This window comes from Parabacteroides sp. AF48-14, assembly GCF_003477465.1.
GTDB classification, from domain to species: Bacteria; Bacteroidota; Bacteroidia; order Bacteroidales; family Tannerellaceae; genus Parabacteroides; species Parabacteroides acidifaciens.
The window spans coordinates 1-14,028 of the sequence record NZ_QUDI01000013.1; the positions used below are offsets into that span (position 1 = coordinate 1).

General features: G+C 50.8%; 5 protein-coding genes, 2 pseudogenes and 1 riboswitch. Of the genes and pseudogenes, 2 read left to right on the plus strand and 5 right to left on the minus strand.

Features of this window, described 5'->3' with window-relative positions:
- Positions 1 to 454 precede the first annotated feature (454 nt).
- The 3 genes and pseudogenes from DW083_RS07795 to DW083_RS07805 form a co-directional block, all read right to left on the minus strand.
- Complete coding sequence (locus DW083_RS07795) at positions 455 to 2,737, minus strand: BamA/TamA family outer membrane protein (protein WP_233551950.1); 2,283 nt, start codon at positions 2,735 to 2,737, stop codon at positions 455 to 457.
- Between the two features lie 114 nt (positions 2,738 to 2,851).
- Positions 2,852 to 3,301 (minus strand): IS200/IS605 family transposase, encoded by a 450-nt coding sequence (tnpA, locus tag DW083_RS23560; protein ID WP_115499686.1) that lies wholly within the window; start codon positions 3,299 to 3,301, stop codon positions 2,852 to 2,854.
- Positions 3,302 to 3,724: 423 nt separating this feature from the next.
- Positions 3,725 to 8,337: pseudogene (locus DW083_RS07805) on the minus strand (translocation/assembly module TamB domain-containing protein).
- Between the two features lie 140 nt (positions 8,338 to 8,477).
- On the opposite strand from DW083_RS07805, the gene DW083_RS07810 reads away from it, so the two are divergent.
- Positions 8,478 to 9,257: an inositol monophosphatase family protein gene (locus DW083_RS07810; protein WP_122332006.1), complete on the plus strand. Its 780-nt coding sequence runs from the start codon at positions 8,478 to 8,480 to the stop codon at positions 9,255 to 9,257.
- 5 nt (positions 9,258 to 9,262) lie between these two features.
- On the opposite strand, the gene DW083_RS07815 is transcribed toward DW083_RS07810, so the two are convergent.
- On the minus strand, positions 9,263 to 10,804 hold the full coding sequence (locus DW083_RS07815; protein ID WP_122332007.1) for an Ig-like domain-containing protein: 1,542 nt from the start codon (positions 10,802 to 10,804) through the stop codon (positions 9,263 to 9,265).
- Between the two features lie 25 nt (positions 10,805 to 10,829).
- A pseudogene (locus DW083_RS07820) lies at positions 10,830 to 13,263 on the minus strand (carboxypeptidase-like regulatory domain-containing protein).
- A 48-nt stretch (positions 13,264 to 13,311) separates the two neighbouring features.
- A riboswitch (cobalamin riboswitch) is annotated at positions 13,312 to 13,516 on the minus strand.
- 154 nt (positions 13,517 to 13,670) lie between these two features.
- Between DW083_RS07820 and DW083_RS07825 the strand changes: the two are divergent.
- Complete coding sequence (locus tag DW083_RS07825) at positions 13,671 to 14,024, plus strand: hypothetical protein (protein ID WP_122332008.1); 354 nt, start codon at positions 13,671 to 13,673, stop codon at positions 14,022 to 14,024.
- Positions 14,025 to 14,028 lie beyond the last annotated feature (4 nt).

Genomic DNA, 14,028 nt, shown 5'->3' on the forward strand with positions numbered 1-14,028 from the left:
ACCGTGCTAATGTGTAGTGCACTCGGCACCTCGCGAAGATTAGCACGGTCGTAATGGCGATTTGGACGGTCGTAATTGGAAAGAGGACCGTCATAAGGGCAAAAAAGCACCTGAATTTCCTTGGGATATTTGGGACACCGTCCGTTTTATTTTCAAATATTCGATTCTCCGGGAGTTAAGCTTTATCACTTTGTCGGCGTTTCCATCTTTCGGTAATCAATTTGCACGCTTTTCGAAACGGACTGCGCACCTCGTTTTTCCTATTGTCAGAAAGGGGAGTTTAAACCGTAAAAAGAGTCAATCCAAAATCGATCAAGATTTCGGACGAAATAGAAAAACGGTCCAAAAGGGGGGATATTGTATAATTTTTCAGTAGTACACCCCTTCCGAGAACCAAGAGAAATCGGCAAGAAAGGGGTGTAAAGTCGGCATCGCCCACGAACTGGAGGATTCCTTAGAACGGATAGCCGATTGCCAGATGGACACCCATGCCGTCCTTGAAATTTGTGATGTTGTAGTAACCTTTTTTGCCGGTATCATACGGCACGTGCAAGCCGATACCCCAATCCAGGCGGATAACGAGAAAAGTCAGGTCGTAGCGCAATCCGACACCTGTGCCCAAAGCCAAGTCCTTCAGGAAGCGGCCCCATTTCAACTGTCCGCCGGGGCGGCTCTCGTCGTAGCGGAGCAGCCATACGTTACCGGCATCCAGGAAGGTAGCCCCGTGCAGGTCGCCCAAGATCGGGAAACGGTATTCCAGGTTGGCTTCGAACTTGATGTCCCCCGTCTGGTCCAGGTAACCGTATTTCGAATCCGTCGGGTGGTAACTGCCCGGCCCGATGCTTCGGATCGTGAAAGCGCGGATACTGTTGGCACCGCCGATATAGAACTGTTCGCTATAAGGAGTCGTGATTGCGTTTCCGTAGCTATAGGCGACTCCTCCCATCAAGCGGCCGACGAGGTGTTGTCTATGCCCCAAGTCGTAGTTGTAGCGTATCTCGCTGGTGACCTTGACAAACTGGGCGAACTTATTTCCTAATAAATGCTTTTCCCGCTCGTTGAAATTCTTTCCGGCAATGGCATAGGCGGCATCGATGATAAGACCGGCCTGCGTGACGGACGATTGCCACCAGAGATGGTTCCGCTTAGTCGTAATGGATGCATCGTCATAGGTATAAGTATATCCCATAGAGGGAATAAACTGGTCTTCAAGACTTCGTCCCAAGGCGGGATTATCCTTGGTAATGTCATTAAACTCGGTTGTTCTTCGTTGCAGCAGCGAGTAAGTCAGCTTGAACGGCGTCACCGAGTGGTGGCTGGTAGCCGAGGGCTGGAAGTCATACGAGGCGCTTCCGCCGAATGCTAACATCTTGAAGAACTTGGCACGGTTCAGCTGGTCCGCATAAATACGGAAAGAGGTGCTGGACGGATATTTCATGTCGTCCTTGAACAGGCTGGGGAAGAGTACCTGCGGGAAGGTCAATGTCCCGCTGACGCCGAACTCCCAGCTGTTGATGGTCGAGCTGTTGCCCGCCACCCGCTTACCGGTCTGCCATTCGTAAGAACCGCGCATACTGACGCCGAATGTCTCCCCTCCTCCGAACACGTTTCGTTTCGTGACACTGAATACTGCACCGGGACCTGTCTGATCGTTGCTTTTGGTCGTTACGTTCAGTTCCAGTTCACCGTCCAGCGGCAGGTCGTAGACTGTGTTAATTTGCAGGTTCAGCGTGTCGCAACGGCGGGATGTGTCGCGCGGCGTATATTGCATTTCCGAATAGCGGAAGATACCCAGGCGGGAGAAGTTTGTCTGTGTCTTTTCCTGCTGTTGCTGCGAATAGATGTCGCCGGGACGGAATTTCAGCCGGTTGTATAAAACGGCAGGGCGGACGCGCAGTTTCCCTTCGTAAAAGATGGTCATATCCTTATATTTGACAGAGTCTGTCGGCGGTTCGTTGTTGTACCCGCTCAGGTTGACCGATATATCGCCGATCTTCCAGGGGCGCAGCACGTTACGGGGCAGTCCCGGCCGGGTGGAGATGCGGAGCGCTACCTTTCCGGGATTCATGATCGTGTCCGCCTGGTAGTTGATGAATTCAGGACGGAAATAATAGTATCCGTTGTTGCGGAGCAAGGAAGAGATACGTTGCCGCTCGGCTTCGAGTTGCGTGACGTTGAAGTTGTCGCCGTCGTGCAAGAGCCGTTCACCGATGTTCCGCTGTATCAGCGTGTCGATCCGGTGGCGCAAGCGGACGTAGGCGATACTGTCGTATGTATAGGCATTGTTCATCGTCACCATGTAGTTGATCTTTGCCTTTTTAGGGTTCTTAGGGTCCGGCTCCACTTCATAAGCGGTCGCCCCGTTGAAGTAGCCGTATTCGCGTAGCAGGTTATAGGCCACCTTTGTCCTAACTTCCGGATTCACGGTATTGATGAAAACGGGTTTGGCGGCGAGTTTGTTGAATATCCACTTGCCGATCTTCCCTTTCTTGTTGACAAACGCGTTATACACCCATAGCCCGAACGGGAAAGGGACGCGGATAGACGAACTTCCCAGCAGCGCATTGTTGGGCGGATAGGCCAAGGCAGCCTCCACTTCCGTCAGCGCCTCTTCTCCTTCCTTACTCTTGTCTTCGTCCGTCACCTCGATCTTCTTAATCCCCGTGTACAGCACTTCCCCTTCCGGCAAGTTCTTGGTGGTGGAACAGGATGCCAGTAAAAGCATCAAAAGCCCCATAAAAGTAATCGCTCTCAAAGCCCTGTAAGGGCGGCAGATCTCAGCCCAGGTGGTAACCATGGCTAAGAAGTAGTCCTCCCCTTATCCAGAGCCCTGTAAGGGCGAAACATCGTATCAATCCATGAAATATCTTTCCTCATAATTATCTATATTATAGGCTTTGCAAAAAGCTTGTATCTCTTCCGCAAACGTAACCTTTCGATGATGTTCTTCCTGATTTAATATATATTCCTCGACTGCATCCTTTCTTGAAGAACTGACTGAAAACGCAGCATATCCACCTTGCCAACAGAACTTGCTGCAACCTTGCTCTTGCATCCAACTGCTTGAATTACTTTTAACTGTCCGGATAATATCTGCCAGACTGCATGATTTGGACTGAATGAACAAGATATGCACATGGTCATGGATTCCGCCTATGCAGACCGGGGCGTTATCTGTCTGATTTAGAATTCCACCTATGTATCGATGTAATCCGTTTCTCCATTCACGAGTGATGAAAGGAAACCGATCTTTGGTCGAGAATACCAAGTGAATATATATTTTAGTGAGCGATTGTGACATATCGATTTATAGTTGATGCTGGTATCGCCCTTACAGGGCTTAAATAATAAAAATATTTTCTTATGTACCCAGGGTTTACACCCTGGGCTGAGATCTGCCGCCCTTACAGGGCTATCAAACCTGTATTTTCCAAGCAAAAGGGAAATACCGTTCCATTATAATACTGTTATCAGGGTTATTAACTCGTATTTTCCAAGCCCTGTAAGGGCGGCAGATCTCAGCCCAAGGCGTAAGCCTTGGGTAAAAGGGGCCTCCCCTATAAAATAGAGCCCTGTAAGGGCGATACCAATTATTAATCCATACAATATCTTTTCTCATGAATGCATTATCGTTTTGTGTCGCCCTTACAGGGCTTAAATTAATTATATCTTTACTATACCCGGGGTTTACACCCCGGGCTATGATCTGCCGCCCTTACAGGGCTCAATGTTTCTCTTCCGCTACCGGTTTGGGTTTGTTCTTTTTGAAGATGAAGAGTTCACGGAGGTGAAGCATCTTTTTACGGAGGACGATACCGGCGCCTGTTTCCGTGATCTCGCCTTCTAACAGGCTCTCGTAGTTCTTGTCGTGGAAGAGCTTGATGTAACGCGTACCACTGCCGTCGAGGCGGTATTCGATCGAGACATTGTCGATGAACTGCTGCGACTGCCCGGCGTTGACATCCTGACCGGTGGAAACGCGTCCGCCCAATATGATACTGATCCTGTCGTTATAGAACCGTTTCGCGAAGCGGAAGGAGAAGTCCGTACGTTCACCGCCTGCTCCGGTGCCGTTCTGGTCGTACTGCTCCATGCCTAATGTGATGTCGACCGATTTGAGGGCGCTGCCGGCAATGTTGTTGATTTCGCTCTGCAGGAAACTGTTAAGCGCGGCTCCCATGTCGAGACTCGGCTTCTTGCCTCCGCCGCCGACATCGCTCATATTGAGGTACATACCTGTGACAAGCATCGTGACGGCGATCTGCGACCGTTGCCCTTCGTCCATCTTATCTAACTCCTGCTGCATGGACTGGTCTTCCGGGGCAGAGAGGATAAATTGCAGTTGCAGATTCTCTAATGTCTGCTTGATTGCCACGCCGACATTAAAGGTGACAAGGCGCGAGCTGCCGTCGTCCTGTGTGACCGAAGCACGCATCCGTTCGGTAGCCGTCAGGTTCAGCATTGGGTCCATCGGGTTGCCGCTCCACTGGACATAGCTGCCGTCCTGTATCGTAAACTCTTTCAGCGGAATGATCGGCATGGCATATTTCACCATACCGCCCGAAAGCGTATAGCGTCCGTTCAGGATCATTTCGCCCTGCGTCGTATATTGGAACGATAGGTCGCCGCCGCCTTCCAGCTCTACGCGGCTCGACTGGTCCGGTGTAATGTCCGCATTCAAGCGTACGGCCTGGTCGATACGAATCGTCATCAACATATCCAGGCTACCGATGGGAAGAGGCGCTTCCGTCCGGTGGCGGCGCATCATCAACGTATCGGAGAAGTCAGTGAAGGTGACGAGGTCTGCCAACCGATCCTGCGCCGTAAGCGGAGAATCCTGCATCACATAGGTGACGTTCGTCCCTCCCAACAGTTGCAAATCACCCCGCATAACCAAAGCGTCGAGCGGCCCTTTGACCGTCGAGTTGAGGTTGACGAGCAGTTTGCCGTAGACCATGCTTTCTTTGTTGCGTTTCACATTCAACAATTGCATATCGTGGGCCGACAGTTTCAGATTCGCCATCATCCGCGCGGGATTGTGGATATCGATCGTCCCGTCGATAACGAACGGGTTCGTTCCCGAAGCATAGATATTATACTGGTTGAAACTGATCAGGTTATCCTTTATCTTGATCTCCTGCTTGTCGAAACGGAAAGATGAACCGACAGCCGTGACAAAGACGGAAGAGCTGTCCATCCGTATATACCCATTGACTTCAGGGGCGGAGGTGCTTCCGGTTATGGCCAGTTCCCCCTGCAAGTCTCCTGTCAGTTTCGCCATATTCTCCGGAATGAACGGATTCACCATATCCAACGGCAATGCGTGATGTCCATATTCCCGTCTAAATAGTCCGTCTTTCCCATCCTGTAATAAGCGTTGATAGCCGCTATTTCCTCGCGATCGCGGAAAAGATGTATATCGACCTGATGCTCCTTGTCGCTCAACGGCAGGTAAACGGTGTTAAACATCAGTTCGCCGACCCGTCCGTCTTCATAGAACAGGCTGTCGATGTGAGCGTCCGCCACTACCATAAAGCTGCTGTCCGACGGTGCATATTGCAAGTCGGCACTTAGCATTCCCCGCATGGAGGGCAGGTCCGGGAAACCTTTGGTAATGGCATCCAGATCGATCTGGCTCAGTTCGGCATGTATCTCTTGCATCCCGTCTCCTCCGGCAAGCGAATGAATCCAGAGGGAAGCATTGTTTTCTCCTGTCAGCCGGACGTTGGCCGCAATATCCTTGATGTTCCTGTATAGAACGTAGTTGTCCGCATTCAGTTTGAACGGGCGGAATGCCAGGATCGGCTCTTCGGGGAAGAGATGCAGGCGGAAACCTTCGCGCTCCTTGTCGATGCGCGCCCCCAAGAGGATGCCGGTCTTGCCCTGCCCGTCCGTATAGCGCAGTTCGGCGTCGGCGAACGTATTCCGTATCTGTCCCTTCAGACCTGCGGTAAACGGTTGTTGCTTCCTATACTTCGTCTTGATGACACGGGTGTCATAGAGCAAGCCCAATGAATCCTGATGCACGATCAAGCAGATCGTGTCGATGCGCGTCGTATCCTGCATCAAGTTGGCGAGGTCGGCATCGAGGAAGAAGCCCTGTTCCGGTGAAGTGCTGGCCTCGATGTTCAGGTCGTCGAAGCTGATGGTATATTGTTGCAGGATATTGTAGATCGGATTGTCCTTGCCTGCCGTTATCTTCAAGTTCATATCCGGAAGGAGCGGCTGGAAAGCGGGGATGTCGATCATCGAATCGCGCTCCAGTTGCCGGGTCAACCCTTCGTTTATCTTAGTGAATTTATCCGCCATCGTTTCGATATCCGCATTACCGGTCAACATGATCCCCAGGTCGCCGGCGTGGAAAGAAACGCGGGTCGTATCTTTGTCGCTACGGGCATGCAGCGTCAGTGTCTTCGGATGGAATTTACCGGTCGGGCTGACCAGTTCCCAGTTGCCGAGGGTTACATCCAGCAGGTTGTTCTTGCCCATATCCGTTTCCGCTTCGGCAAAAAGCTGGAAGGAGGTGGCAAGCGAATCGTTCATCAGGTGCATGCCGTACAAGTCGAAGTTTTGTACATCGGCGATCAGCATGGCTTCGACCTTTTTCTTGTGAAGCGTGGCGTTCAGCGACATATCCATCTTGGCCAACGGATAATGGCTGAGCAGGTCGAACTTCAGGAGGTTCTTTTCCAACGAACCGTCCAGCTTGACATCCGAAACGGCATACGTTCCGTATTCGATATTGCTGATCTTCCCGTCCACCTTCGCCCAGGTCGACGCAAGGAACGGATCATATCCTTTTCCCTCTGCCCGGATAGTGGCGGCCAGATAATAAAGAGAGTCCTTAGGCAGGAAATTGGTCGGCTTCAAGCTGTCGACCTGAAGGTCTGCTTCATACGATTCGCGCACCGGATTATAGCGTGCCGCCAGTTTCACTTTTCCCTGATCCTGTGTCAATAAGAGATCGGCCTTGTACTCCTGGTTCTGCAAGGCAGCCTCACCCGTCAGTTTCATGGCGGGAAGGTTATAACGCGAGCGTTCGGAAGCAGGCAGCATAGTGAGGATAAAATCGAGATTGCCGGTTTCCGCATTCAACTGTAGTTTCCCGTTCCGGCGGATACTGTCCGTGACGGCCTTCACCTCGCCTGTGGCATTCAGATCGAACACGCCCGGCAGTTTTCCTTTCAGCTGGCGCAGGCGGAGAGCAGCGAGGTTTCCTTCCACACCGACGGTCAAGCTGATGCTTTCTTTCGGATAGGCTTGCTTGAAATCATCCGGCAGCGGACCGGCAAAAATAAACACATCCTCCTTCCCGACAGAAGCCGTCAGCAAGGTATGCAGGCTGCCGCCCGGATTTTCATCAAATGTGCTCCACGGGATAGTTGCCAACAGGCGGACATCCGAATAAGGAGTCTTCAGAAGAAGTCCCGGCACCTGTATCGTCGTGCTGTCGCTGTGGATATTGCCGGTCAGTGAACTGAGCACCAGGCCGGAACGGTCGTTAGCCGAAAACTCTTTGATCTGTGCGCTGATATCCCTCCCTCCATACAGGAGAGAGTCAATTTTTATATTCACATCGCTAAGCGCTATGTGCGACGGATCAAAACCCGGTGTCGGATCGCCGTAGCTGCCGTCATACCCCAGGGAAGAACCGGACAGAAGGAAGCGGGCGGCACTGTAGCGCGCCAAACCCAGGTCTACCAACCCTTCGGTCAGCCCCGCCTTATCGATATAGGTGGAAAGGCGCAACGAATCGTCCGGCATCTGCATGGCGAAAGCTACACGATCGAGATTGATTTCGTCCAACAGCAGTTTCCAGTTGACAGCGGTCGAAGCGGTATCTTCTTTCGTTGTCGTATCGTTCATCATCAAGGTGATGGCCGTGTCCGAAAGGTCTATTTTATTCAGTCTCGCCGTTTCTTTGCCGAGGTCGATGCGGTCGGCTTTTGCGTAGAGTTTGCCTAATACACCTTTGATCTCCATTCCTTCGATCAGTTTGCCGCTGTTCACTTTCACACCCCGCAGGTCGATGGCATCCACCAACACTTCTTTCTTCAACAGGGGCATCGGGCGGATATTGACCTGAAAGCTTTCCAACAATAATAACGTATCGGGCGGAGCCACTACCTGCACATCCCGTACAGTCAGGTTCAACGGGAAGGAAAGGCGTATCTGTCCGATACCTATATCCATACCGGTAGCTTCGCCGGCATATTTGGTAGCTAACCGCACAGCGAAATTCTGAAAAGGAGGTATATATAAAAGAACGGAAATCAGTATGACCAATACAACTGGTATTAAACATACGATTCCTATCCGTTTCATCCAGCGTCTCATGTATCTTTCTTGTGTGTTTTCGTTATATTCATAACGGTTAAAAGGGATGTTTTGTTTGACATTCCGTTAACAAAAATAGGAGAAAAATAAAGGAAAACCAATAAACGTCTTACATTTGTCCCGGAATAAAACATAAAGTCATGTTGAATCTGGAAAATCTTTGTACGGAAGTACAGCAAATAGCCCGCACGGCCGGCGCTTTCCTGCGGGATGAGCGGCGTAAATTCGATCGCGGGCGGGTGGAAGAAAAGAGTGCGCATAACTACGTCTCGTATGTGGATAAAGAATCGGAACGCCGGCTGATCGAACAGCTCTCCGCCCTGCTACCCGGCTCCGGTTTTATTGCAGAAGAAGGCACGGGCAGCCTCGCCGGCGAAGAATACTGCTGGTTGGTCGACCCGCTGGACGGGACCTCCAATTATATTCATAATATCGCTCCCTATTGCGTCAGCATCGCTTTACGCAATAGGGAGGAACTATTACTGGGTGTCGTCTATGAAGTCTGCCGCGACGAATGTTTCTACGCCTGGAAAGGAAGCAAAGCTTATCTCAATGGCGAAGAAATCCATGTGAGCGACATCGCCGTGCTCGACAAAGCGTTCATCGCCCTCGGCTTTCCCTACGACTCGGACCGTTACCGCCCGGTCGCCCTTAAACTGGTAGACAGGCTATACGGCTTTGCCGGCGGGACCCGCTTGATGGGAGCTGCCGCCGCAGAACTCTGCTATGTCGCCTGCGGCCGTTTTGAAGCGCGCATCGAAGCCTACCTCGGCCCTTGGGATGTCGCTGCGGGCGGTCTGATCCTCATGCAAGCCGGCGGTAAACTGACCGACTTCTCTGGCGGCGACACTTGGCCTTCCGCCGAACAAGTCGTGGCAAGCAACGGGGCGATACATGAGACGATCCTCGGATTATTGTAACCGGATCAATCGTTTTCGATCACACGGATCATGTCGAAGTAAAATTCGCCGGCCACTTCCGCACCTTTCTCTACGGTTCCGGTCTTGGTGTCGTAGATGTAGATGACGGCATTGGTGTCAGCTTCCGTATTTACACCAAAGTATGCCTTATCGTTGAAGAGAACAGAACGCTGTGAGAAACGACCGCCGCTGTATGCCAGTTCTTTGCCGTTATAACTCAGGCGTGTCCTTTCGCCTGTGGCAAGGTCGATAATGCTGTAATAATGGCTGTAGCTATCAATTGCCGTGCCGGATGCATCGTTTCGTGCATAAGCAAGAGCCTTACCGTTACCCAGGTACTGGAGGGTGAGCAGTTTGCCGTCTGCATTCGGGTATCCTTCGTAAGTGGGGTCGAAATCTGTCTCGCCGTTATTGATACGCAAGAGGTGTCCTTCTTCGATATCATTTTTATCGCTGAACGCGGCAAGGTAGAGGTTGCCGTTTTCGTCATACATAACGCAGTTTTGCATCAGCTCTCCGTAGGCACTTCCGGCCATTTCCTGTACAAGCGAGTTACGTTTATTGCTTTCTACAGCCAACGTAGAGGGATCGAGAACGGCTGTGTAGAAAGCGGTTGTCGTCTTACCGCTCTTGCCCGAAAGGCCGTTTTTACCAAAATAGAAGTAGTAGAGCTTTCCTGCCTTTTCATTATAAGTCAAGATGCCCGATGTGGTGAACTTCTTTGTCACTTCACCTTCTACTTCGGATTCCGGCAGCAGGATATCTAATGTACCTTCTTCGATAATCGACATATTACCGGCGTTCAGCTTTGTCCAGAGGACTTTGCTTGCATCGCCATTGGCAGCCATGATAACGAGCGTATTGTCATCGATCCAAGCGTGAGTATAAGAACGTACCTTATAGGTATTTGTCTTGAACGGGACTTTGGCTGTCTCCACGACCTTATTTTCCTTAATCTGATACTTCACGAAAGCATCGTTGCTTGAAGGAATCTGGTAGTAATATTTACCCCTCGAGATGCTTTCCATAGAATAGTCTCCCAGTTCGGTCCCTTCCCCTTTGACGGTGATGGTTCCCATATCGGCTGTCAGTTTGCTGATGCTGTTGACGATTGTTGTGTTCTTGCTGCTCATGCCGCCATGTTTCCCGACTGTGAGGAAGAGGTCGAAATGGTATTTGCTTTCGTCGAAGGCAGGTGCATCGCTTGTCACTGTAACATCACAGGTGGCCGTAAAACTTCCGTCATCCGTCTTTACAGTGATCGTTGCCGTTCCTTCGGCAACAGCTGTGACAACGCCTTTGTCTACTGTTGCGACGCTTTCAGCCGAACTGCTCCATGTAACGGTTGTATTACTTGCATCTCCCGGAACGATGGTTGCCGTCAGTGTCCCGGTCGTTCCTGTTTTCAGTGCTAACGTAGTAGGGCTTACGGTTATACCGGTTACCGGAACGTCTTTTACTTCGTCATCATCATCTGAACAAGCCGTGAAACCAAAAGTGATCAAGGCTGTCATGAAGGCCAGTAATGCGAATTTGAACTTCTTCATTTTTCTTGTTTTTAAATATGGATAATTAATTAATGAATACTCTGAATTTGGCAAAGAAAGCGCGTCCCGGCTTTTGCAGCTTATAGTTGTCGTAGGCCGTTTCGTCGAGAAAATTGTCACATTCCAATGCAATGTTGTAGCGGTCGTGCATCCATGAATACGTGACATTGGCATTGCAGATGTGTTGCGAAGGGATGCGGGCCTTGGTATCGCGGTTTCCATAGGCTTCCCAGGTCAGGAAATACCAATGCACCCACTGAAGCGTACAACCTAAACGCAGCTTGCTGTCCTTTTGCAGGAGATTGCGGAAAGTATAGCTCGCCTCCGCACTGCCGAACAGCCAGGGGCGGTTGGGGACATGGTTCTTATAGGTGGCGGATGGTTTTCCGTCTTCTTTAAACTCTTGCTGGTCGCGTGCATCCTGATAGCTGACGTTGGCCATGAGTTGCAGCCGCCCGTCCCAGTCATAGCGCACTTCGCCTTCCACGCCCTTGATATGGACGGCGGGATCGTTGACATACTGCATCATGCCTTCCTTTTCGATAACGGAGGTTTGTATGTAGTTGTCTACATAGCGCAGGAAACCGTTTGCTTCGTAATAAACGGTATGCCTGTCGGCCGGACGCCAGGTGCCGAAGACGGCGAGGTTGGCGTTGTTGCTTTTCTCCGGTTCGAGCGCAACGTTGGCATAAATGGTGGTTCCGTTGCCTAACAGTTCACGGGCGATGGGCAGACGCACACTATGCTCGTATGAAACCTTTACGGCCAACGGTTCGAAGACATATAACGCAGTCCGGTTCCGTATCCGAAATAGTTCTTGGTGGTGGAACCTTGCACCTTGTTCGAGCCTGTCACGGTGGACTGGTCGGCCTGCCGGATATTGGGATGATTCACATAGTCTTTGGCGAAGAATACGTTCTGCATCTTCCCGTCGAAAAACGACTGGCTGTAGGTCAGGCCGATAATGTGTTTGGTCACAGCATCGTTCGACGGGACGAAGCTCTGGTCCAAATCGTCATAGCGGTCATTCCCGGTGCGGCTCAGGTGGTAGTTCAGGTTGAAACTGTGATGTCCGTTCAGGCGGTAATCCAAATTGGCACGCGCGATGGTCAGCGGACGTTTGTAATGACGCATGGAGGGTTCGCCGCCACGGATCTCGTTGCGTTGGCTCACGATGTAGCCTCCGTCCCAATAATATTTGCGATAGGCCGTATCGACGGTGATGGAATGGTCCCATGTGTGCGACAAGGTTGCCTTCAGTGTCATACCTTCCGTGAGAAAGTTATATTTGCCGTAGCGCGCCGACACGTTCCAGGCATCCGAATTACGCTCTGCCATACCGTAGACTTTAGTCTGTACGGACCCGGTCTGCAACTCTTTATCAGTTTTGGAGTAGGAGGCGGAGACAAAGAACTCGTCTGCCCACGACTTATTGACAATTCCAGCTTCTATCTGCGTCAATAACGAGAAATAGCCGTCGTGGAAACGTTTAGGGTTGCCGGTGATGAACCGGTCGCCTGTTTCATCACGCATCTCCACGTCCTTCATTCGGTAGTCGTTCTTCGAATAGTTAACGCCGACGGTAGGGCGCACGATCAATCCCGTATGCCGCTCCACAAACTGCGCGTTCAAGTCGGCGCGGTGCGTATGGAAAGAACCGATGCTGTAAGAAGCATCCAAAAAGTTCGTCTTTTCCGCCTTGGTGATGATATTGACAGCGCCACCCAATGCGTCCGTTCCCAACGAGGCCGGCACCACCCCTTTATAAATTTCCACCCGGTCGACCAGGTTGACAGGCAGGTTGGCAAGCGTCACGTCATTCCCTTTGCTGTCCAACGGGACGCCGTCGATGAAGTAGCGGACGGAATTGCCGGACAATCCGTTGATGGAAAGGTCGAAGTCCGAACCTACACCGCCCTCTTCGCGCACTTTGATACCTGCAGCCCGGTTCACCAGGTTGTTGAGGTTGTTCAGCGAGTTGACGATCGGTTTAATGTCGAGTGCGTTCACTGCGAAAGCGCCTTCTTTCAGTTGTTGCGTCTTTGTCTTCCCGTAAACTTCGATGGTGTTGAGGTCGACAGCACTTTCTTTTAATGTGAAGTCAAGCGTCCGGTTCGCCTGTACATTAAGAGTTGTCCGGATTGTTTCGTAGCCGACAGACGAGATAACGAGTGTCTGCTTGCCGCGTGTGACTTTCAGCAAGTAACGGCCTTTATCGTCGGAATAAGTACCGTTTGTCGTATTTTCGACTGCGATTGTGACCAGTGGCAGTGATGTTCCTTGTGTGTCTGTCACTTTTCCCGACAAAGTGATTTTGTTTTGTGCCGAAACGAATGGCGGCAGACAGAGAAACAGGAATAAAATGTGTACAAAGACTTTCATGTAGCCCCTTGTTATAGTGATTCATGACTTGCCCAGGGGAGAATGCACACAAAGAGAACGATTTCTTTACGCAGGATAAAGACTGATCAGGCTCGATGTTTTGCTGCTTTATTTCCCGAAAGCATTAAAACTATATCTGTATTGGCAGGTCTTCTGACTTGTTCCGTCTTTGAATGCCTTCCCAGCGATTTCTCGCCAGTGGCTATAGCGTATTCAAAGATTTGGAAGGAACTTACAGCAGCGGGTCTGTTCAGGATTTGCACCTGATTCCCTTTTCATCACGCTCCCGTAGCGGTTGGGAGCTGTGAAACCAAAACTGCGGCAAAGGTACGAAAAAAGTCTGTTCTTGCAAGAAGGCGGGGTTAAAACGGAAATATGTTGTAAGAATGAAGTGTAATATACCTACAAATAGGGATTGTATATCATCGCTTAATATACGAACTTTGCAACCTGAATAGTTGTTATATCGTATAGTTGGCGATACATGGATAAATTAAGGACATATTTGAGGATTGCGCTTCCGGTACTTTTCATTTCGTACTTGGGGTGTCTGATCGCTTTTACCCACGTCCATATTGTGAACGGGGTAACGATTGTCCATTCCCATCCCTATCAAAAAAATGACGACGGAACTCCCAAGGAAGAACATAATTATGCCGAGTTCCAGTTATTGCACCAGCTTTCGACTATTCAGATCAGCGGGGCAGCCTTTGCCCACGTGCTGATTGCGGCTCTTCTGACCGCCTATTGTATTCTTACCAACCGCCCGGTCTATCCGGCTCACCTCCGCCCTGTCTTAGGGAAGGTTTCGTTGAGGGCGCCGCCTTTTGTCTTTTAAATTA